The 20,949-nt window shown below is 60.4% G+C and carries 19 protein-coding genes; 14 read left to right on the forward strand and 5 right to left on the reverse strand.

What is annotated here, in order from left to right; genetic code table 11:
• Positions 1 to 297 precede the first annotated feature (297 nt).
• Positions 298 to 2,142: an ABC transporter ATP-binding protein gene (locus NW830_RS02985; protein WP_414360771.1), complete on the forward strand. Its 1,845-nt coding sequence runs from the start codon at positions 298 to 300 to the stop codon at positions 2,140 to 2,142.
• Here NW830_RS02985 and NW830_RS02990 read toward each other — a convergent pair.
• Complete coding sequence (locus tag NW830_RS02990; RefSeq protein WP_414360773.1) at positions 2,139 to 2,345, reverse strand: hypothetical protein; 207 nt, start codon at positions 2,343 to 2,345, stop codon at positions 2,139 to 2,141. The two genes, NW830_RS02985 and NW830_RS02990, sit on opposite strands and share 4 nt — an antisense overlap.
• Positions 2,346 to 2,517: 172 nt before the next feature.
• Between NW830_RS02990 and NW830_RS02995 the strand changes: the two genes are divergently transcribed.
• The 3 genes from NW830_RS02995 to NW830_RS03005 all read left to right on the forward strand — a co-directional run bounded on the left by NW830_RS02995 (position 2,518) and on the right by NW830_RS03005 (position 4,969).
• Positions 2,518 to 2,889 carry a hypothetical protein gene (locus NW830_RS02995; RefSeq protein WP_414360775.1) on the forward strand — a complete coding sequence of 124 codons (372 nt, stop codon included), beginning with the start codon at positions 2,518 to 2,520 and terminating at the stop codon, positions 2,887 to 2,889.
• 101 nt (positions 2,890 to 2,990) lie between these two features.
• On the forward strand, positions 2,991 to 4,502 hold the full coding sequence (locus NW830_RS03000; RefSeq protein WP_414360778.1) for an AAA family ATPase: 1,512 nt from the start codon (positions 2,991 to 2,993) through the stop codon (positions 4,500 to 4,502).
• Positions 4,503 to 4,618: 116 nt separating this feature from the next.
• On the forward strand, positions 4,619 to 4,969 hold the full coding sequence (locus NW830_RS03005; RefSeq protein ID WP_414360780.1) for a DUF1257 domain-containing protein: 351 nt from the start codon (positions 4,619 to 4,621) through the stop codon (positions 4,967 to 4,969).
• 105 nt (positions 4,970 to 5,074) lie between these two features.
• Here the strand turns inward: NW830_RS03005 and NW830_RS03010 are convergent, their stop codons facing one another.
• Positions 5,075 to 6,313: a phosphoglycerate kinase gene (locus tag NW830_RS03010; RefSeq protein ID WP_414360782.1), complete on the reverse strand. Its 1,239-nt coding sequence runs from the start codon at positions 6,311 to 6,313 to the stop codon at positions 5,075 to 5,077.
• Positions 6,314 to 6,464: 151 nt separating this feature from the next.
• Here NW830_RS03010 and pds point away from each other — a divergent pair, with 151 nt between their 5' ends.
• The 3 genes from pds (at position 6,465) to NW830_RS03025 (ending at position 9,727) form a co-directional block, all read left to right on the forward strand.
• Positions 6,465 to 7,871, forward strand: coding sequence for a 15-cis-phytoene desaturase (gene pds / locus NW830_RS03015; protein ID WP_414360821.1), 1,407 nt, complete (start codon positions 6,465 to 6,467; stop codon positions 7,869 to 7,871).
• Between the two features lie 116 nt (positions 7,872 to 7,987).
• Positions 7,988 to 8,875 carry a phytoene synthase gene (locus tag NW830_RS03020; protein WP_414360784.1) on the forward strand — a complete coding sequence of 296 codons (888 nt, stop codon included), beginning with the start codon at positions 7,988 to 7,990 and terminating at the stop codon, positions 8,873 to 8,875.
• A 36-nt stretch (positions 8,876 to 8,911) separates the two neighbouring features.
• Positions 8,912 to 9,727 carry an ABC transporter permease gene (locus NW830_RS03025; protein ID WP_414360785.1) on the forward strand — a complete coding sequence of 272 codons (816 nt, stop codon included), beginning with the start codon at positions 8,912 to 8,914 and terminating at the stop codon, positions 9,725 to 9,727.
• Here NW830_RS03025 and NW830_RS03030 read toward each other — a convergent pair.
• On the reverse strand, positions 9,724 to 10,365 hold the full coding sequence (locus tag NW830_RS03030) for a DUF1998 domain-containing protein (RefSeq protein WP_414360823.1): 642 nt from the start codon (positions 10,363 to 10,365) through the stop codon (positions 9,724 to 9,726). The two genes, NW830_RS03025 and NW830_RS03030, sit on opposite strands and share 4 nt — an antisense overlap.
• A 393-nt stretch (positions 10,366 to 10,758) precedes the next feature.
• Here NW830_RS03030 and NW830_RS03035 point away from each other — a divergent pair, with 393 nt between their 5' ends.
• Both NW830_RS03035 and NW830_RS03040 read left to right on the forward strand, forming a co-directional pair.
• On the forward strand, positions 10,759 to 11,340 hold the full coding sequence (locus NW830_RS03035; protein ID WP_414360788.1) for a DUF3727 domain-containing protein: 582 nt from the start codon (positions 10,759 to 10,761) through the stop codon (positions 11,338 to 11,340).
• Positions 11,341 to 11,472: 132 nt separating this feature from the next.
• The gene (locus NW830_RS03040) at positions 11,473 to 13,275 is read left to right on the forward strand and encodes an NFACT family protein (protein ID WP_414360789.1); all 1,803 of its coding nucleotides are present in this window, start codon (positions 11,473 to 11,475) and stop codon (positions 13,273 to 13,275) included.
• Positions 13,276 to 13,279: 4 nt separating this feature from the next.
• Here the strand turns inward: NW830_RS03040 and NW830_RS03045 are convergent, their stop codons facing one another.
• Complete coding sequence (locus NW830_RS03045) at positions 13,280 to 14,566, reverse strand: serpin family protein (RefSeq protein ID WP_414360791.1); 1,287 nt, start codon at positions 14,564 to 14,566, stop codon at positions 13,280 to 13,282.
• 193 nt (positions 14,567 to 14,759) lie between these two features.
• On the opposite strand from NW830_RS03045, the gene NW830_RS03050 reads away from it, so the two are divergent.
• From NW830_RS03050 to NW830_RS03070, 5 genes are all read left to right on the forward strand, one after another.
• A complete protein-coding gene (locus NW830_RS03050; RefSeq protein WP_414360793.1) occupies positions 14,760 to 15,302 on the forward strand; it encodes a DUF192 domain-containing protein in 543 nt (180 codons plus the stop codon).
• A gap of 182 nt (positions 15,303 to 15,484) precedes the next feature.
• A complete protein-coding gene (locus NW830_RS03055) occupies positions 15,485 to 16,765 on the forward strand; it encodes a bifunctional sterol desaturase/short chain dehydrogenase (RefSeq protein ID WP_414362856.1) in 1,281 nt (426 codons plus the stop codon).
• 192 nt (positions 16,766 to 16,957) lie between these two features.
• Entirely contained in the window at positions 16,958 to 17,734 is a 777-nt protein-coding gene (locus NW830_RS03060; protein ID WP_414362858.1) for a DUF4397 domain-containing protein, read from the forward strand.
• A gap of 45 nt (positions 17,735 to 17,779) precedes the next feature.
• Complete coding sequence (gene thyX / locus NW830_RS03065; RefSeq protein WP_414362901.1) at positions 17,780 to 18,511, forward strand: FAD-dependent thymidylate synthase; 732 nt, start codon at positions 17,780 to 17,782, stop codon at positions 18,509 to 18,511.
• A 13-nt stretch (positions 18,512 to 18,524) separates the two neighbouring features.
• The gene (locus NW830_RS03070; protein WP_414362860.1) at positions 18,525 to 19,259 is read left to right on the forward strand and encodes a class I SAM-dependent methyltransferase; all 735 of its coding nucleotides are present in this window, start codon (positions 18,525 to 18,527) and stop codon (positions 19,257 to 19,259) included.
• Positions 19,260 to 19,289: 30 nt separating this feature from the next.
• Here the strand turns inward: NW830_RS03070 and NW830_RS03075 are convergent, their stop codons facing one another.
• Positions 19,290 to 20,756 (reverse strand): hypothetical protein, encoded by a 1,467-nt coding sequence (locus NW830_RS03075; RefSeq protein WP_414362861.1) that lies wholly within the window; start codon positions 20,754 to 20,756, stop codon positions 19,290 to 19,292.
• Positions 20,757 to 20,949 lie beyond the last annotated feature (193 nt).

Genomic DNA, 20,949 nt, shown 5'->3' on the forward strand with positions numbered 1-20,949 from the left:
CCCAACTGCTAGGCCATAGAAGGCCAGGGCTGAGAGGACATGCAAAGCCACGGCAAGGCGCAGCGGCCAGCGGCTAAGCTTCTGCACAAAGAGAGGTTGAGGCTTCCACCGGGATCCCGCGCTTCTGAGACCCAGCGGCCTCGTGGGGCACGGCTTTGGCCTGAACGTCAAGCTTCCAGGATAGCAATCCCAACCCCCCTCTCCCAGAGGGAGAGGGAACAGGGGGGAGGGCTAAGCCTCCTCAGGGAGGGAGCTTAGAGTAGATCTGTTGCCTTCATCGTTTTTGGGTGTGAGTCAGTGAGCCTTGCCCCCTTTCCTCCTGCTGCTGCTTCCCACAGGGATCCCCGCAGCGATTGGCGGTTGCTGCGGCTGCTCTGGCCCTATGCCCGGCGACACCTAAAGCTGTTGCTGGCCGCCTTGGCCTTTTTGCCGCCCCTGGCCTTGGCGGATGCGGTGCAGCCTTTAATCTTGCAGCGGGCCTTAGATGGCCCCATCGCCCAAGCCTTTGCCCAAGGTGATAGCAGGCCCCTTGCCGGCCTCTGGCCCCACTTGGGTCTGTTGGTTCTCACCCTGCTAGCCCGCTGGGTTTTCCAGGCCCTGGAGGGCTACAGCAGCCAAAAGCTGGGGCAGTTGATGACCCGCGACCTCCGCAACGATCTCTTTGCCCACGTGCTGGCCCTGCCAGCGCAATTTTTCGATCGCACCCCCGTGGGCAAGCTCATTACCCGCATCACCAGTGATGTGGAAGCGTTGGGGGACGTGTTTTCCACCGGTGCGGTTGGCATCGTCAGCGACCTGTTTACCCTGATAGTCGTTGCAGCGGTGATGCTTAGCCAGCGCTGGGATCTGGGCCTACTGCTGATCCTCATCGTCCTGCCGATTAGCGCCCTTGTCCTCGAGCTGCAGCGTCGCTTCCGAGACGCCAACTCTCGCGCCCGGGAAGAGCTCTCCAAGCTCAACGCTTGGATCCAGGAAAACGTCTTGGGCATTGCCGTAGTGCAACTATTTCGCCGGGAGCGGCTCAACAGCGAGATTTTTCAAGCCACCAATCGGCGCTATATCCAAGAGGTGGATCAGACCATCTTCTACGACGCTGCCCTTTCTGCAGTTTTGGAGTGGGTTGCGTGGCTAGCGGTGGCCGCCCTCCTCTGGGTGGGCGGACAGCAGGTTATTGCAGCTGGCAAGGGCGAGTGGATAGGATTCCTGCCCCTGCTTAAAGAGCCTCTGACCTTGGGCAGCCTCTACGCCTTTATCCTCTTTTCCCAGCGCTTTTTCAACCCTCTGCGCCAGTTGGCGGAAAAGTTCACCGCCCTGCAGGCGGGGTTCACCGCCGTGGAACGCATCGACAACATCCTCAGCCTCCCCGTGGCCATTCGGGATCCTGCTCAGCCGCGCCACCTGCCCCCAACGGCCAAAGGGGAGGTGCAGTTCGAGCAGGTCTGGTTTGCCTACAACCCCGGCGAGTGGGTGCTCAAAGACCTCAGCTTCACCATCCGCCCCGGCGAAAAGGTCGCCCTGGTGGGGCCCACCGGCGCCGGTAAAAGCTCCATCATCCGCCTACTTTGCCGCCTTTACGAGGTAACTCGCGGCTGCATCCGCATCGACGGCGTGGACATTCGCGATCTGCCCCAGGCCGAGCTGCACCGCCACCTGGGCGTGATCCTGCAGGATGGATTCTTGTTCTCTGGAGATATCCAACAAAACATCACCCTGGGAGAGGCAGGGGATCTGGCGGCAGTAGAGCGGGTGGCCCGCCAACTCCACCTGCACGAGCTCATCCGCGAGCTGCCCCAGGGTTACGCCACCCCCGTGCGAGAGCGGGGCAGCAACCTCTCCAGCGGCCAAAAACAGCTCATTAGCTTTGTGCGGGCCCTGTGGCGGGATCCCAAAATCCTAGTCTTGGACGAAGCCACCGCTAGTCTGGATGTGGGCACCGAGGCCCTAATCCAGTCCGCCCTGCAAACCCTCCTGCGGGATCGCACCGCCCTCATCATCGCCCACCGTCTCTCAACCATCCGCAATGTGGATCGCATCCTGGTGCTGCAGCGGGGGGAGCTGAAAGAAGAGGGATCCCACGCCGAGCTTATGGCCCGCAACGGTCTCTACGCCAAGCTCTATCGGCTCCAGGATCTGGGCAGCTAGCGAGTCGAGCCAGACCGAGAGCGAATTGCCTTGAGGGTGGTGAAGCGGGCCTCCGCCAAAGCAATGCGAGCCCTGCAGAGGAACAGGCTGCCACTGTCGAGGGCCGCGTCTTTCAGGCTGGCCAAAGCGTCGCCAGCTTGTACCAGGAAACGACGGCCCCAGCTGGAGAAGCCTTTGCTGAAGGTGGTGATGAGGCGTTCCATAGGGGATGAACCTTCTGCATCTCCTCCTTAGCCTACTCTGCCAGCAGGGGATCTCCACAAGCTAGAGAGGCCCCCAGGAAGATCGTTACAGATTATTAAAAATTTGCCGTCAAGGCGTCAGGCTGGCTATGATAGCTCCCAAGCCTGGCACATAACGAGAAAACAGTAAGCCATGAGTCAGCGGCCAGAGGTTGTAGAAGGCCCAGAAGCCAAGCAAAAAGTTACGCTGTATCTTTCGCCTGAACTCCACCGCAGTCTAAAGATTCGGGCTGCCGTAGAGCGGGAGCCAATGTCAGCGGTGGCAGAGAAAGCCCTCAGCTTCTACCTGCTTCACCCAGAGGTAATTGAGGGAGTACAGGGCAGTACCTACCGGGTTCACCGCTGCCCTGAGTGCAGTCACCCGTTTGTCATTCGCAACGGGGAGGTGGTCTCTCTCCACCACCAGTCTGCCACTACAGCCATCCTTGAAGAGGTGGAGCCGGAATACTGGGGAGCGGCCACGAGTTCAGGGGAGCGGTGCCAGGATGCGTTGGTGCCCTGCTGAGGCGCTTCTTAGGGTGCCTCCTCCGCCCCGAGTTAGCCCATAGACTTTCTTAGTCTTGCTTTTACCTTAGCTTCTTTCCCTCCGCGCAGTTGGTGTTTTCCATGCAAGAGCTCAGCATCCTTATCCAAGCTCAATACCCACTGCTTTACCTGGTTACCTCAGAGGAGGAGCGGGCGGAGGCAACCCTGGCGGCAATTGCCCGTACTCTTAGGCCGCAGCGCCGCTTGTTTATCTGGACGGTTACTCATGGCATTGTTGAGTACGGCAACCCCCGCAGCCTAACCCAGCACAACACCCAGTCTCCCCAGCCCGCTATTCAGTGGGCAATGGAGCAAAAGGATCCTGCCATCTTCGTCTTCAAGGATCTGCACGACTTTCTCGACAACCCTGAGGTCAAGCGCTGGCTACGGGATGCGGTGGCCAGCCTCAAGGGATCCTACAAAACCCTCCTCCTCATGTCGCCAGTCCAGGTGATTCCGGTTGAGCTGGAAAAGGATGTCTGCGTGGTGGACTTCCCGCTGCCCGACATGGCCACGTTGGAGCGCATCCTCAACCGGCAGTTGGAGCAGCTTCCGCGGGGGGGATCCGTGAGCCCTGAAACGCGGGAAAAGTTGGTTAAGGCGGCCCTGGGGCTGACGCAGGAGGAGGCAGAAAAAGTTTACCGCAAGGCCGTGGTGATGCATGGCCGCCTTAGCGAGGCGGAGGTGGACATCATCCTTTCCGAGAAAAAGCAACTGATCCGCCGCAATGGCATCCTCGAGTTCATCGAAGAAGACGAGTCCATCGACGCTGTTGGCGGTCTGGAAGAGTTAAAGCGCTGGTTGCTGCAGCGTTCCGAGGCCTTTACCGAGCGAGCCCGAGCCTATGGGCTGCCTGCTCCCAAGGGCCTGCTGATCCTAGGGGTGCCGGGCTGCGGCAAGTCCTTAATTGCCAAGACTACTGCTCGTCTCTGGGGCTTGCCCCTGCTGCGCCTGGACATGGGCCGTGTCTACGATGGCTCTATGGTGGGGAAATCAGAGGCCAACCTGCGCAGCGCTCTGCGCACCGCTGAGTCGCTGGCGCCAGCCATCCTCTTCATCGACGAGCTGGATAAAGCCTTTGCCGGCGCCGCGGGCTCCAGTGACTCCGATGGAGGTACCTCCAGCCGCATCTTCGGTTCCTTCCTTACCTGGATGCAGGAGAAGCGCTCACCAGTCTTCGTCATCGCCACCGCCAACCGCGTGGATCGCCTCCCGGGGGAGTTTCTCCGCAAGGGCCGCTTTGACGAGATCTTCTTCGTGGATCTACCCAACATCAACGAGCGCATGGAGATCTTTCGGATCCACCTGCAGAAGCGGCGGCGCGACATCAGTCGCTTTGACCTACGGCAGTTGGCTGCTGCCTGCGAGGGCTTCTCCGGCGCGGAGATTGAGCAAGTTTTGATTGCTGCCATGTACGAAGCGTTTGCCCAGAACCGTGAGTTTACCCAGTTGGACATTTTGGCAGCAACGAAAGCAACTCAACCGCTATCCCGCACCATGACGGAGCAAGTGGTAGCGTTGAGGGAATGGGCCCAGCACCGGGCTCGGCCAGCAGCAGCTGCTGTGGCCGAGTACCAGCGGCTGGAGTTCTAGCCAATGGTTAAGGCCAAAATGCCGCTGCAGAGGTAGAGATGGCCTTAACCTACTGCTAGAAGTTGCCCATTGTTTCCGTTGATGTTCCAACCCCTACACAAAGGAGGAGAAACACCATGTCTCATTTTAGCACTCTGCGCACCAAAATCACCGACGGTCAAATCCTGATCAACTCCCTGCGCGATCTTGGCTACACCGTTAAGCTGAACGCGGAGGTACGTGGCTACAATGGCCAGCGGGTTCGCGCCGACATCGTAGCTCAGTTGGAGGGCGACTACGATCTGGGCTGGTCCAAGAACCCTGATGGTTCCTACGACCTGATTGCCGATCTGTGGGGCGTGGCCAAGAAGTACAACCAAACGGAGTTGATCAACTCCATCAACCAGAAGTACGCCATCAACAAGACTTTGGCCGAGGTGAAGCGTCCTGGCTTGAACAACGCCAACGTTAAAGTGGTGGTGCACTAGGCTAGGCGCTGCCCTACTGGGCTATAAGGGGAGCTACAGCAAGGAATTGCCAAGGGGGCTAGCTGTAGCCCCCTTTTTGTTGGCTTTCTAGAACTTTCCAAGATCTTAGGCATCACTGAGGGCGGCAATCCCGGGCAGCTCTTTGCCTTCCAGCAGCTCCAGGCTGGCGCCGCCACCGGTGGAAATGTGGGTCATCTTGTCCGCTAGGCCGACTTTTTCCACAGCCGCCACTGAGTCGCCGCCGCCAATGATGGTGATGGCCCCCGCCTGGGTGAGGTCGGCCAGGGTGCGGGCAATGGCTTCTGTACCGGCGGCAAAGCGGTCGAACTCAAACACACCCATCGGCCCGTTCCAGACCACGGTTTTGCACCCCTGCAGGGCAGCCTGGAAGGCTTTGACCGATTCGGGGCCAATGTCCAAGCCCATCCAGTCGTCGGGGATGGCGTGGATGGAAACCGTCTGGGCGTTGGCGTCTTTGTCAAACTTATCGGCCACCACCACATCCACGGGTAGCAGTAGCTCTACACCCCGGGCTTTGGCCTTCTCCATTAGGGAGCGGGCCAGCTCCAGCTTGTCGGTTTCCACCAAAGACTTGCCGGTTGGGATCCCTTGGGCTTGGTAGAAGGTGAAAATCATGCCGCCACCCAGCAGGAGCTTGTCCACTTTTTCCAGCAGCCGCTCAATGACGCCAATCTTGGTAGAGACTTTGGAGCCGCCGATGATAGCCGCCAAAGGCCGCTGGGGGTTCTCGATGGCCCCCGAAAGAAACTGCAGCTCCTTTTCCACTAGATAACCAGCCACAGCAGGCTGGAGATAGGCGGCAACGCCAGCCGTAGAGGCGTGGGCGCGGTGAGCACTGCCAAAGGCGTCGTTGACGAATAGATCAGCCAGGGAGGCCAGCTTGCGAGCAAACTCCGGATCGTTGGCTTCCTCTTCTGGGTAAAAGCGAACATTTTCCAAGAGGGCCACCTGGCCATTTTCCAGGCGGTTCACTATTGCTTCCGCCTCAGGGCCAATGCAGTCGGGGGCAAAGGCCACCGGCTGGCCCAGGAGTTGAGATAGGCGGACGGCCACAGGGGCCAGGCTATTGCCCTCGCGGATGATCTGGACGGTGCCTGTCTCTTTGTCTTTCTTGATGGGGCGGCCCAGGTGGCTGGTGAGGATGACCTTGGCGCCCGCTTGGGTGAGGGCTTTGATGGTGGGCAGCGAGGCGCGGATGCGGGTGTCGTCGGTAATGTTGCCCTGCGGATCCAGGGGGACGTTGAAATCAACTCGCACCAGCACACGCTTGCCGGTCAGATCAAAGCCGGATGACAGTAGGGATCCCAGTGTTTGTTTGGCCATCGTCCTCCCTCCCCCTGGATTACTTTTGCTTCCGTATCCTACCAGGGATCGGATCCCGGCGGTAAACCAGGGCTCTGCGGCCTCTCCTGGGACCGCCAGCAATTGTAACGGTTTGCAAATAGAATGGAAATGTTGCTTGATCAGCATCATCATGCGTGTTGCCATTGCTGGAGGCGGGCTGGCGGGGTTGGCCTGTGCCAAGTATCTGTGCGATGCCGGGCATCAGCCGCTGCTGTTTGAGCGGCGGGAGGTGCTGGGGGGGCTAGTGGCCGCCTGGAAGGATGCCGACGGCGACTGGATCGAGACGGGGCTGCACAACTTTTTCGGCGCCTACCCCAACACCTTGCAACTGTTCCGCGAGCTGGGCATTTCCGACCGCTTGCAGTGGAAGGAACACAGCTTAATCTTCAACCAGCCGGACAAGCCGGGCACCTACTCCCGCTTTGACCTGCCGGACCTTCCTGCTCCCTTCAACGCCATCGTGGCCATCCTGCGCAACAATGACATGCTCACCTGGAGCGAAAAGGTGAAGTTTGCCCTGGGCCTAGTGCCGGCCATGGTGCGCGGCCAGCGCTACGTGGAGCAAATGGATCGCTACACCCTCCTGGAATGGCTGCGGCGGCAAGGGATTGACGAGCGGGTCAACACCGATATTTTCATTGCCGTCTCCAAGGCGTTGGCGTTCATCAACCCGGACGAAATCTCAGCCATGGTGCCCCTGACGGCCTTAAACCGCTTTTTGCGCCAGAAAGATGGCTCTAGGATTGCCTACCTGGATGGCGCCCCGCCAGAGCGGCTTTGCCAGCCCCTGGTGGACTACATTGTGGCCCGCGGCGGCCAGGTGTATTTGAACGCGGCACTGCAGGCCATCGACCTCAACCCCGACGGCAGTGTAGCCGGCTTTCGCTTTCTCACCCCTTCCGGGCCGCTTCAGATTACTGCTGATGCTTATGTGTCGGCCCTCTCGGTGGATGCGCTCAAGGAGCTGCTGCCGGCCCAGTGGTGGGGGATCCCCTTTTTCCAAAAGCTGCGCCAGCTGGAAGGGGTGCCGGTGATTAGCCTGCAGATTTGGTTTGACCGCAAGATTACTCACATTGACCACTCCCTGTTTTCCCGCTCGCCGCTCTTGAGCGTGTATGCCGACATGAGCAACACCTGCCGCGGCTATGCGGATCCAGAGCGCTCGATGCTGGAGCTGGTGCTGGCCCCGGCTGCCGAGTGGATCGAGCGCAGCGATGAAGAGATCTTCGCGGCCACGCTGGAGGAGCTCCAAAAACTCTTTCCTCAGCACCTTGCCGGCCCCAACCCGGCGCGGGTGCGCAAATGGGTGGTGGTGAAAACACCGCGCTCGGTTTACAAGGCTACGCCCGGCCGGCAGCAATACCGTCCCACTCAGGTCACTCCCATCCCCAACTTTTTCTTGGCGGGCAGCTACACCCTGCAACCCTTCCTGGGCAGCATGGAGGGGGCCATCCTCTCTGGCAAGTGGGCGGCTGAGGCCATCAGCAAAGGGATCCCCTCCCGTGCGGCTGCCCCTTTGGTTGCAGCAGGGGTCTGAGGCCTCAGTTCTGACAACTTGACTGCCTGGGCTATTCCCCCTAGCCGCTTTCCCGTAGTGTTGATGATGTGCCCTCGCTGTCCCCATCTGGCCCTGCGCCCTTGGAGATGAGCCCGATGAGTCCGCTGGAGCAATCCTTTGCCCTCTGCCGCCAGATCACGGCCAAGCACGCCAAGACGTTTTATTTGGGATCCCTGCTCTTGCCCCGCCCCAAGCGGCGGGCCATCTGGGCCATTTACGCCTGGCTGCGGCAGACTGACGAGCTGTTGGATGGGCTGGAGGCCAGCCAGACGGCGGTGGAGGTTACCCGCAGCAAGCTGGAGCAGTGGGGATCCCATCTGGAGTCCTTGTTCCAGGGGGGGGAGCCCCAGGTCCCCACTGACCTGGCTCTCATCCACACCATCCGCACCTACCGCCTTTCCATTGAGCCCTTCCGCGAGATGCTGCGGGGGCAGAGCATGGATCTGGACACCCGGCGCTACGCCACCTGGGAAGACCTGCGGGTCTACTGCTACCGCGTGGCCGGGGTGGTAGGTCTGATGTGCTCGGAGATCATGGGGTTTGTGCCGGGTCGGGATGGCCGCGAGGAGGCGGTGGCCCTGGGGATTGCCATGCAACTGACCAATATCTTGCGCGATGTGGGGGAAGATGCCCGTCGTGGGCGGATCTATTTGCCTCTGGAGGACTTGCGCCGCTTCAACTACTCAGAGCGGGATTTGTTTAACTACGTCATCGACGAGCGCTGGATAGCCCTGATGGACTACGAGATCCAGCGAGCTCGAGAGCTCTATGCCCAAGCGGAACGGGGGATCCCTACCCTGCAGCCGGACTCCCGCTGGCCGGTGGCCGCTTCTTTGATGCTCTACCGGCAGATCCTCAACGCCATTGAGCGCAACCACTACCAGGTGTTTCGCACTCGGGCCTACGTGTCCACCCTAAGGAAAGCCTTGGCCCTGCCGGTGGCCTGGTGGCGGTCGCGGCGCTCCAACTACTACGGCTATTGACAAGTGGGCAACCCCAAACCTGGAAGAAGAAAACCTATGCTAAGCCGTGCCCTGGCTTTACCCTATTGGCAAATCTGGGAAGACAGTTTAACCATCTTCTGGCGCGACTGGCTGGATCTGCGCGGGCGGGTCTGGCAGGTGGTGGCCTCAGGGCTAGTGGCCCCCCTCATCTACATCGTTGCTTTTGGGGTGGGGCTGGGCGGATCCCTGGGGGCCGAGGCCCTGGCTGACGTGGCGGGATCGACGGCGGCAGGTTCCTATTTACGCTTTATTTTGCCGGGGATGGTGGCTCTTTCGGCCATGACGATTAGCTTTGCCGGCACTACTTTCTCCATTTGTGGATCGCGGCTGTTTACCAAGAGCTTTGAGGAGCTACTGCTCTTGCCGGTGCATCCGCTGGCGCTGCATTTGGGCAAGGTGTTGGCAGGCATTGCCCGCGGCCTGCTCACGGCCCTGGGAGTGTTGGCGGTGGGGGTGCTGGGCACGGGGGCCTGGGGCCTCCTTCATCCCCTGGCGCTGTTGGTGTTGCTTTTGGATTGCGCCGTCTTTGCCGGGATTGGGGTAATCGCCGGCTTAAAGGTGCCCAGCTTGGAGAGTGTGGGCGTGCTCACCAACTTTTTGATTACGCCCATGTCCTTTCTGGGGGCCACCTTTTTCGATCCCAGCCAGTTGCCGGGCTACCTGCAGGTGCTGGTCTACTGCCTGCCCCTTTCCTACGCCAGCATCGGCATGCGGGCAGCCGCCTACCAGCCCCTTGCGGAGTTCCCTTGGTATACGGTGGGGGTGCTAGCGAGCCTGGCAGCTATCCTGGCCCTGGTGGGCGCCTACCTGTTTTCCCACCAGCAAGACTAATTGCCCTTGCCAGACACCTCTGGGTAGCGGGCCAGTTGCTCCTGCAGGTCTTGGTCGTAGCGCAGGGCAATTACCCGGTAGCTCTGTCCCAAAAGCTGGGAGCGCAGTTGGCGATCCTGGGCAGCCTGGTCGGGCTCGTCATGCACTGCGCCATTCCAGAAAACACAGACGTTGGGCTCGTAGAAGAAGTCAACCACGCCGCGGGGATTAGGGATGGCCTTCTGGGCGTCGTTGGGAAGGCGGTAGCCTTCTTCGGCCAGCAACTCCAGAAAGCGGCGCTCCAGGTGCGAGCGAGGATCGATGAGCTGGCGCAGCCACTCCAGCTGCTCTTGACGAGAGCGGCTGTCGGCCAGCTTGCCCAGGAGATTCCGGATCTGGTGGCGGTCCAGCTGCAGCGCCTCCCTTTGGTTGGCGTAGCTGAGTAGGCACTCGTAGCAGGCGGCGCCGCACTTGGGCCGCAGGTCTTGGATCCCGGCTTCTAAGAGCTGGAAGTGGCAGATCTCTAGGGCTGCTCGCGCCACCTCCGCCATGGCCTCTGGCTCCTCCACCAGTCGCTGGAGGACGCCGGCTCCCCCTTCCGCCGTCTTGTAAAACAGCAGGGCCCCCTGGGATCCCTGGCCAATGGACTCGGCGGCCAGCTCCGTAAGCGCTTGAGGGCGTAGCGAGGCTGGTTTCTAACCCAAGAAAGACCACCTAAACCCCCGCCTTCATGCCCAGGGACAAGCCGCCTATCGTCCTTTTGGAAGTAGCCCTTGAGGGGAGCTGGGGGAACGCCACAAAAATAAAGCGTTGGCAACCAACTCTGTAGCTGGGGGAACTCTTGTAAGTTGCGGGTTGCAATCAACCAGTACCAGGATCCCACCTCAACCGGCGTTAGCAGGGCAGAGTCCTACGCACCGCTGTCGTCAAAGGGCAGCCGGATAGGGTAAGTGCTGTCGTAGAATCAAAAGCAAGAAGGCTCGCCCTACCGCTACGCAGTTTGCTCTGGTGGAAGAGGAGGGCGGGGAGAAGGTTAATCTGGGCTGTTTTCCATGACTAAATCCTGCGAAACCCTGGTGCTCCGCGACGAGCAGAACCAGCCCCTCACCTGCGAAATTCTGAGGCAGGTGGTCATTGAGGATCAGGTTTATGCCTTGGCCACCCCTGTTGATGCCGTCATCAAGGTGCTGGTGTGGGAGGGAGAGGAGGAGGCCGGGCAGGCGGTGAATGGGGATGCAGATATGGAAGGGATCCTCGACGAGCCAGATCCAGAGGAGCTCCGGGCCGCCATCCCCACCCTCCAGGCCGTTTTGGGAGAGTTGAACTTGACCCTGCAGCAAAACGGCTTCGACATCCTGACGGTGCAGGGAGAGTTGCCCCCTGTGGAGGAGGAGGATGTGTTTGAGCTGGGCGAAAGTGAGGAAGATGCCCAGGAGTTCCAACTGTTGGCTACTTTCTTCCACCAGGACAAAAAGTACGGCATTTTTACACCCCTTGATCCGCCGTTGATCTATGTCGCCCTGCCCGATGGGGGGGATCCCTACCTCCTGAACCCAGAGGACTCGCCAGCCCTGTTTGACCAACTCAATGCTGTGCTGCTCGATCTGGACGAGGCAGGGGAAGAGGAGGACTAGGGTTTCTGCCTGAGAATTCAAGGTACCTGGGCCAGAAAGCCTATTGGTTGACCTTGCCGCCAGGGCCAGCTAGGGCGAAGGAGGCCCTCGTTTAGGTCCCGGGCGTTGCCCACTCCCTAAGGAGCAGCAGGGATGCAACCGGTTGATCTAACCACCCTCCGTGCTGTGCTGGCGGATTTAAAACGCGCTGAGCCCGGTCGGGATTCCCTGTTACCGGCGCGGGTGGAGTGGATCCAGCAAACCGATCTGTGGACAGTGGTGATCGGCTTGCGCACTCTTAGGGCCCGCCCTTGCTTGCTATTGTCTTGGCATCCGCAGGCGGCCCGAGTTCACCTCTGTCAGGCTCCTCCCAAGGAGCCAGAGGACTTTCCATTTAGCCAACACCTGCAACGGCACCTGCGGGGCTTGGCCCTGACGGAGCTGGCGCTGCTGGACGAGTGGGAGCGGGTGATTGACTTTCGCTTTGGCCCTCGCCCCGGGGATCCGCCGCAGCGCCACCTTTATCTGGAAGTGATGGGGAAGTACAGCAATGCCATCTTGGTGGACGAGGCAGGCCTGATCCTAGCCTGTGGCCACGGGGTAAGCGAGCGGCAATCGCGGGTACGCCCCGTGCAGCCGGGACTTGCTTACGAAGCCCCCCCTGCCCTGACCGACCCAATCCCGCAGCGAAGCGAGCCCTTCTCCCAGTGGCAAGAGCGCCTGGCTCTAATCCCTGGCCCAATTGCTCAGCGGCTCCTGCGCTGCTACCGCGGCCTCAGCCGGCACTTGGCAGAGGCAATGTGCCTCCAAGCTGGGATCCCCCCCCAAACCCCCAGCAACCAACTCTCGCCCCAGGAGTGGCAGGCGCTGTTTTTTTGGTGGCAGGACTGGCTGGCCCGTCTGGAAACAGCTCGGTTTGAGCCGGCACTCACCTCCCAGGGGTACACTGTTCTCGGCTGGAGGGGCTCTAGCGGGGATCCCTCTCAGCCCAACTTGCACCAGCTCCTGGAAGCCTACTACCAAGCCCAGCTTAACCGCGAACGCTTTGAGCGGGAGCGACAGCGGCTGGGGCAAAAGCTGGCCACCCTGCTCAAAAAACTCCGCCAGCGGCGCGACCACTTCGAGAAGATGTTGGCCGACTCAGCCCAAGCAGAAGCCTCCAAGCAGGCTGCCGATCTCCTCATGGCCCATCTCCACCTCTGGCGGCCAGGGCTAAGCTCGATAGAGCTGCCAGACTTTTTTAGCGGCCAGATGGTCAAGATCCCGCTGGATCCGGAGAAAAACGCTGTTCTCAACGCCCAGGCCTACTACCGCAAACACCGCAAACAAAAGCGAGCCCAGGAGGCCGTCCAGCCTTTGCTAGCAGCCACAGAGCAAGAGATCCGCTACCTAGAGCAAGTGGAGGCAGCCCTGCAGCAGCTGGAGGCCTACCGGGATCCCCAGGACTTGGTCATCCTTGCAGAAATTGAGGCGGAGCTTATTCAGCAAGGTTACCTCGAGAGTCCTAGCAAGGCGGAGGGAGCTAGACGTTCCCCTGCAGCCAGCTTCAACCCCTATTGCTTCACTAGCCCCAGTGGTTTCCCTATCTGGGTGGGGCGCAACAACTGGCAAAATGAGCGGCTGACCTTTCGCTTTGCCCAAGACCAGGATTGGTGGTTTCACGCCCAGGAGATCCCGGGTAGCCATGTGCTCCTGCGCCTGCCTCCCGGGGCTGTGGCCGAAAGCGAAGATCTGCAAGCGGCTGCCGACTTGGCGGCGTATTTTAGCCGCGGTCGCCTTAGCGACCAGGTGCCGGTGGTATATACCCGCCCTAAGTGCGTCTTTAAGCCCAAGGGATCCCCCCCTGGCATGGTGGTCTACAAACAGGAGCGGGTGCTGTGGGGCCGCCCCAGCCGCGCTCAGTTGCTCGTGGAAAAGGACGGAGCGCCCAAGTCGGATGTCCCAGCAGGGTTATAGCCCTCTACTCTGGGTTGACTACGGATCCCATAAACAGCACAGTTTGCGCCTCCCGGTTGGCTCCGGAGGCCACAATGGCAAACCAGAAGGGGCGATCCGCTACAAATTGGAAGGGCTCTTGCCGGTCGAGGGCGGTGCGGGAGACGATTACCCCGGTGGCAGCAGCCGCCTCGGATCCCTCTTCGTTGACTTCGATGGCGGCCTTGTGCAAGACTCTGCTGACCTGCGTTGGCTCTGGGGTCAGTTGGCTAAAATCGGCCCGCCGGGAAAAGGCAATCCCCATGCCCAACTGCTGCAAAGCTGGCCCCAGATCGATTTCGGAGGCCAGCTTAAACTTGGGGATCCGCACCGAGCCAGGGCGGGTGGGCAGGGATCCCGTCCATTCTTGCCAAGTTTCTGGGCTAAGCTTCTCCCGCAGGGCTGCTAAGCTCACCCCTGGTTTGGGCAGCAGGAGCAGCATGGCCAGTTCCCCTTCCCCATAGGGCAGGCGCACCACCTGGAGCTGCTCGGTCTCCCGGTAGCCGTAGCGACCGGATTGGGCCATCAGCGGCACTTGGACACGGCGGCCATCGGCGCGGGTGAAGGGCTGGGGCTTGGTCAGGGTCGGATCGAAGGGCTGGGTCCACTCTCCCTTGAAATAGATGGCGTTGAGCAAAACCATCCTGTCTTCACGGCTGAGGCGATCCACGATGCGGTCAATCTGGCCCTGGGTGCGCTCGGCTACCCAACGGTTAATCGCCTGCACCGTCTGGCGGGATCCCAGCTCCACCCGATTGGCCACTGCTTGGTAATAGGTGGCCAGGGCTTGCAAAAAGGAGGGGCGCAAGGTGAGGGTTGTATCGACCCAAAGGCCGTTGGCCATTTGCAGCTGGATCGGTCCTTCTGCTTGGGATCGCTCCACCAGCCAGCGCACCATCTGGGCATTGGTCCAGTTCAACTCATTGAGGGAGAGTTCTTGAGCCTCCAGCACCTTAGCCATCGCCGCTTGGGTCTCTCCAGCAGCGCCGTTGTACAGCATGCTTAGAGCCAGACGAAGGCTCAAGGGGGAGAAAAAGAGGTTCTCCTGCGGTTGCTGCTGGAGGAGGTAATCGAATAGCTTTAGCGCAAAGCGACTTTGGGCTTGCTGGGCCACCGCCTCCTCTCCATAGCCTTCCCCATAGGTCACGGTCGGCTCAAACGGGATCCGCACCGGGGTTTCCCCATGGGTGGGCCGGAGACCCAAAAGCAATAGGCCCAGCAGAGCCAGCAGCGGGATCCGGCTCACCGAGGACATGCTCAAAAGGTCTTTCATCGGGGCTCTCCTGGCCGGGTGGGGAACGAGTCTATGGCTATGGTATCGGGTTGGGGGTGGATGGCCCCTGCCCAGGCCGGCCATGGCGGCTGCGCTTGAGGTGAGATCGAAAGGCCAAAGCCCGCAGGGGATCCCGGCCAAACTCTAGAGAGGAGGGTAGGATTAAGCCTGCACAGCTCAGCAGGAGAAAGGGATGAGTTGGTGGGTAAGAGAGCGCCAGGTTGTCACAGCGGGCGGGATTGCCTTGGGCCTGGCTCTACTGCTGGGATGCGCCGCTGGAGGAGAAGCCCAGGAGACGGCAGCCGTTGCCAGCGCGACCCCGGCCAAAGGACAGCCCCAGCACCTGCCGGTGGAAGCGGAAGTAACCCTTGCTGGCAAGCGCTTTGAGCTGGAAGTGGCCCGCACCCCTGAGCAGCAGCGCTTAGGCCTAATGTTTCGCACCGATTTGCCTCTTGATCGCGGCATGTGGTTTCCCTTCGACCCGCCCCAGCCGGCTGCCTTCTGGATGTTCAACACGCCGCTTAACCTGGACATTATCTTTCTCTATCGGGGTCGGGTCGTCTACATCGCTGCCGATGTGCCCGGCTGCCCTGCCCAACCCTGCCCCGTTTATGGGCCACCCCCTGACCAGTTAGTAGATGGCGTGCTGGAGTTCCGCGGCGGGACGGCGGCGGCCCTGGGTTTGCAAGTGGGAGATGTCGTGGAGATCCGCCAGCTTCCGCCCCCCACCCCTTGATCTCTCTCCCCTCTCCCTCAGGGAGAGGGGCTGGGGGTGAGGGAAAACAAGCTTGCAGAAGAAGCTGGGATCCCAAAGGCAGCCGTTTGCCCTCTTGCTCGCGGTCTAGGATGATTGTCTCAGGGATCTTTGGGATGATTTTTGAGGGTCGCCAACGGCGAGCTCAGGATGGTTTAAACCCTATGGATGTTAGCAGCGTAACTCAGTGGCTGGAGGTTGGAACTATTGCCTTGGCTTCCGTCCTTTGGGCGGAGATCGTGCGGGATGTGCGCCATTGGCTGGCCCACCAGTGGCCCTGGCTGCTGCCCAAGCACACCCTGCACCACCGCCTGTTCCGCCCCGATCTCAGCGTGGTAGACCCCAAGTTATACCGAGAATCCCAGTGGCACCACGATGTTCCCGAGGCAGCAACGATGGTTCTAGCCGGGATCCCTTGGGTGGTGCTCTTGGGACAGGGATCCCTCCTCTATGGCCTGGCAGCAGCAGTGGGGGTACTCTACTCGGCCAGTTTTCTAGTTGCCGGCGCGCTGCGGGGCTGGGGGCTGGCCTTGCAGACGGATATCACCCACCAGCCGGGGCCTTTCCCCGCCCCTCCTGCGCAGTGGTATGTGAACCGCGCCTACCACTGGCGGCACCACTTCGACGATACCAATGCCTACTTTTGCGGCACCCTAACCTTGGTGGATCGGATCATGGGCACCAGTCTCTCTTTCAAGGGCAAGCGCGTGGCCGTCACCGGCGCCTCTGGCACCCTGGGCCGGGCCTTGCTGAAGCATTTTTACCGCCACGGAGCCAAAGTCATTGCCCTTAGCTCCCATGCGGATTCGATTGCCATTGAAGTGGACGGCCAGCTCCAGCCGGTGGAGACCGTTCGCTGGCAGGTGGGGCAGGAGGGATCCCTGGCTGAACTCCTGGAGCGGGTCGATATCTTGGTCATCAACCACGGCCTGAACGTCCATAGGCAACGCGATCCCGAATCTGTCCGCCAGTCTTACGCCGTCAACACCTTCTCGGCATGGCGCCTGATGGAGCTGTTTTTCCAGACGGTGCGCAACAATCCGGAAGTGGCCACCAAAGAGGTTTGGGTGAACACCTCAGAAGCCGAGGTCAGCCCTGCCTTTAGCCCCCTCTACGAGCTCTCCAAGCGGGCCCTAGGGGATCTGGTTACCCTGCGCCGCCTGGATGCTCCCTGCGTGGTGCGCAAGATTATCCTCGGCCCCTTCAGGAGCCAGCTCAATCCCATTGGAGTTATGTCAGGCGATTGGGTGGCCGCCCAGATCCTGGCCCAGGCCAAACGCGACTGCCGCAATATCATTGTCACCATCAACCCCTTGACCTACCTGCTCTTCCCCCTTAGAGAGCTGGCCGTGAGCACCTACTTCCGCCTCTTCAGCCTGCCGGGGGCAGCCCCTAGCCTCAGCCTAGATCCTGCCGATAGCAAGCAGGTCGGCGGGATCCCTTGAAGGTGAGGCAGAAATCCTGCCCCCCTCTGTGGTCTTAGGCGCAAAACTGGGGTAAGACAAGAGCAGGTTCTTTGGCGGCAGGAGAGGGGATCCCTTGCGCCAATGTGAACCTTGCAGGGAGCGAAAGGGCCCTTCGTTTGGAGGAATTCAACAGCTCGCTCTCCGAGTGAACGTTGGGTGTGAGGAGTAGGAGTGAGCGTCAACATGGTGCGACAGTGGGTAAGCGCAGTTCTCTGCGCAGTGGGTGGGTCTTTAGGGACGGGGCTTTTGGCGGGTTGTGCCATCCCCATAGCCTCTGCAGAGGTGGCGGAAGTGCAGGTGCGCTTAGTGCATGTGGCCCCCAATGCCCCTCGGATTGACTTGGAAGTGGGAGGGGTAAGGGCTGCTCAGGGTGTAGCCTATGGCGCGGTGAGCGAATACGTGCGCATGCCGGCGGGCGAGTACGACATTGTTTTGTTTTCAACACCTGAGAACCCCGGCCAGCCCGCAAGTTCTAAGGACTCCGTCGCGCGAACGGTTGCGGCCAGGACTGTGGCCAACCTCAGAGGCGGGGGAGTGTTCTCAGTGGTGGCCGCCGACGAGCCCAATCGCGTCACAGTCTTGGTACTGGAAGACAATATCAACCCTCTGTTCGATCAAGCCCTGGTGCGGTTTGTTCACGCTACCCCCGACGCCCCACCCCTGCAATGGCAAGGGGAGCAAGGGCGAGTGCTGATACCTCAGTTGGCCTTTGGGCAAGTATCCACTTTTCAAGCCATGCGCCCCGGCTTTACCCAAATCCAGGTGGCCACAGCCCCTTCTGCCTCAGGCGGGCAGATGTCTCCCAGCCGGAGCATTCCCCTGCAACGGTTTGATCTCCAGTTAGAGGCGGGGAAAGTCTATACCCTCTACGTGGCGGGGTTACTGCGCAGCAATCCAAGCTTGAGTGGGGTGCTGGCGGAGGAGACGCGGGCCCGCCGCCTTCTCTAGGTGTCTTCCCCCTATACTTTGGGGAAAGGGTACGACTTTCTACCCGTGGATGCCCTGTTTCAGGTAGTGGTGCTTAGCCAGACTCCAGATCCCGAGCGGGTGATCTGGCAGGCAATGCACCAGGACTACAGTGCCGAGTACGTCACACCAGCAAGCCGGGTGCCAGCCAACCCTGGCGAGGCGGTGGTGCGGCACCTTCTAGAGGGCGACCGTGGTCACTACGGCCCCCTGGAGCACCCGCAGATCACCTTCGGGGTGGGCTACTTCCCCCACCTGGTGGTGCAGCAGGCGCGCACCCACCGCATTGGGGTGTCGTTCGATGTCCAGTCGTACCGCTACACCGGCCAACAGCTTTTGGAGCTGGGATCGGATCCCAGCCCTGACCAACTGGAGCAGGTTTTTTACGTGCCCGCCAACATCAAGGAGGGCCAGGCCAAGACCCGCGACGGGATCCGACCTATCGCCCCCGAGGCGCTGGGCATTGTGCTAGAGCAATACCGCAGCCAGGCCGTTGCCTACCGCCGCCTAGTGGAAGAGTGTGGCGTTCCGCCTGAGGATGCCCGCTGCATCCTCGGCTACGGGATCCGACAGCACTTTGTGGTGTCGTTCAACTGCCGCAGCCTGATGCACTTCCTGGACTTGCGGGCCAAGGCCGATGCCCAGCGGGAGATCCGTGAGCTGTGCGAGCTCATCTGGCCCCACTTTGAGGCCTGGTGCCCTCATGTTGCCGCCTGGTATCGCAAAAATCGCTGGGGTAGGGCTAGGCTTTCTCCCTAACAAGTTCCCAACTATGGATCCCAAGGCTTATGAACAAATGGCGGCCTTAGAAGATCGACATTGGTGGTTTCTGGGCCGTCGCCGCATTCTCAGCCGGGTTATTGCAGGGATCCCTCTTCCGCCTGAGGCTTGTATCCTGGAAGCTGGCTGTGGCAGTGGCGGCAACCTAGAAATGTTGTCTCAATTTGGCCAAGTCTTCGCAATGGAAAGAAGCGAAATAGCATTGCCTCTTGCCCGTGCCCGCGGGATCGGGATCGTAGCCGAAGGTGAATTGCCGCATCGGATCCCTTTTGGCTCTCAACAATTTGATTTAATTGCTCTGCTGGACGTCCTGGAACACTTGGAGGAAGACAAAGCAGCTCTGGAAGCCCTCATCCAGAGGTTAAAGCCATCTGGCTACATGGTGATTACAGTACCGGCCTACCCCTGGCTGTGGAGCGCCCATGACGAGCTCAATCACCACAAGAGACGCTACACGCGGCTGCAACTTCTCTCCTTACTCAGGAGCGCCGGCTTGCAAATTCATATCCTTACCTTTTTCAACAGCTTTCTCTTTCCATTAGCAGCAGGGATCCGCCTAGCCCAAAAGAACCTTCACCTCAGACAGAGCCAAGATCTAAAAATGCCCTTGCCTTGGGCCAATCGGCTTTTAACCGAGATTTTTGCCGCAGAAGCCTATTTGATCCCCAAGTTTTCCCTACCCTTTGGCCTGTCGTTGCTAGCAGTAGCTAGTCCTAGGAACGCTTAACCCTGGGAAAAAAGGCAGAGATGAATTGGCCTAATCTCCCAGCTCTGGATCTGGCCGTACCCGCACTTCCATTTGGCGCAGCAACCGCAGTGAGCTTTCCGGCCCGTCGATCATCTGCTGCTCGTTGATCCAGTAGGTGGCGATGCCCAGGTCTTCCAGAAATTGAATGTAGGGATCTGGGGGCGGGCCATCGAAAACGGCAGCCTTCTGGACAGAAAAGCCCTGTTCAATCCAGGGGGTGAGAGCAAAGCGCTCGTAGTAAAGCAACTGCCCCACCACCTCCTGCAGCGCCTCTGCGGCATCTTTGTGGTGCAGCAACTTTACCTCGGCCAAAAGCAGGTGCCCGTCGGCCACCGCCAGAAAGTCAAACGTGTGCTGGTCTTCCCGCACCTCTAGACCCGCTAGACGGAACCAACGGCGAAACTGGTGCAAGATCTCGTTGTGGCGCTCGCTGCGCTCCAACTGACGCCGGCGGCGGCGCTCCGCCATCAGCGGGTCCGTCCCGGCATAGGAAGGGATCCCACTGCTACGAAACTGGGGCGGCTCATCCGGATCCAAGACCACCTTACCCCCAGCAGGTTGATGGAGGAGAGGGGGCATAGAGGGCCACAACTCGGCAGATCCCCACTCCACCTCCGGTTGCGCTGCCAAAGCAAGCAGATGGCGATTGAGAGGGTGCTCAGGGTGGGTGTCGAACAACAGCTGGAGTTGGGAGTGGCTGAACTGAAAATCCAGGCGAAACTGTTCCACCGAAAGGCTGCTCCGCCCCTTCTGCAGAGTCTCCTGGCCGAAGTAGAGCATCACCAAGAGAGGGTAGATGGGCAGGGGGCGATGGGGGGGGATGAGCATGGCCCACATCTGGTCCGTCCAGGGGGGAAGCAGGATCTCGGCCTGTTTGCCCTTGCCCACCACCTGCAGCATTTTGGGATGGCCGGGCTGCCAACCACAGGGGTGGTCGTCGAAGCCACAGGTCTGCCGCCCTTGATCCACACTTAAGGGGTAGCGCCCGTCATAGAGGCGAAAGGGACAGAGATCCCGGTCTGCTGCTAGAAAACGCTCGTCCTGCCACAAGTGGGCGGCCAGGGCATGGCAGCCAATGCCCTCCTGGCTGTTGCAGGCTTTGAGCCAGCGGCGTTCGGCCAATTTTCCACCCAGTTTGCTCGGCGCCAGAGGCCGGACAAGGCCATTTTCCCCTTGGTTAAACAGAGGCCACACCAGGGGCTCCCCCGTCTCTGGCAGGGTAGGCAAGAGAGGATGGGTTTTGGTGTAAAACGGGTCGCAAATGCGCTGAGCCACCTCCTCTAGGGGCAGGCCGTGGGAGGATCCCACTGGGGGCAGAAGGGATCCCGAGCCAGCCTGAGCGCGATGGTACTGGATAGCCAGAGCTACCTCCAACCCTATCGGACGCAGTTCCGGCGTCAACTGCCGGTAGCGCTGCAGCAGCCGCGAGGCTTGCACAAAAAGGTCGTAGCGCCGAACAGAAATTGCGTCAGCCATAGGGTTACTGGAAAAAATCCCCAAGAGTTGGGCAAAAGCCAGCTGGAACAGAAACCTCGCCGGTAGACAGGATTGAGGCTGAGTTTTGCTGAGATACAAATACCACCTGTGCCAAGCCCAGCAGCCGGAAGGCCCATTTCGCTTGGCACCAGGTCAGTTGTCAGTGTAGTAGAGAAACTCCGGCGCGGGAAGT

Source organism: Synechococcus sp. OH30, from assembly GCF_047462175.1.
Taxonomy (GTDB): domain Bacteria; phylum Cyanobacteriota; class Cyanobacteriia; order Thermostichales; family Thermostichaceae; genus Thermostichus.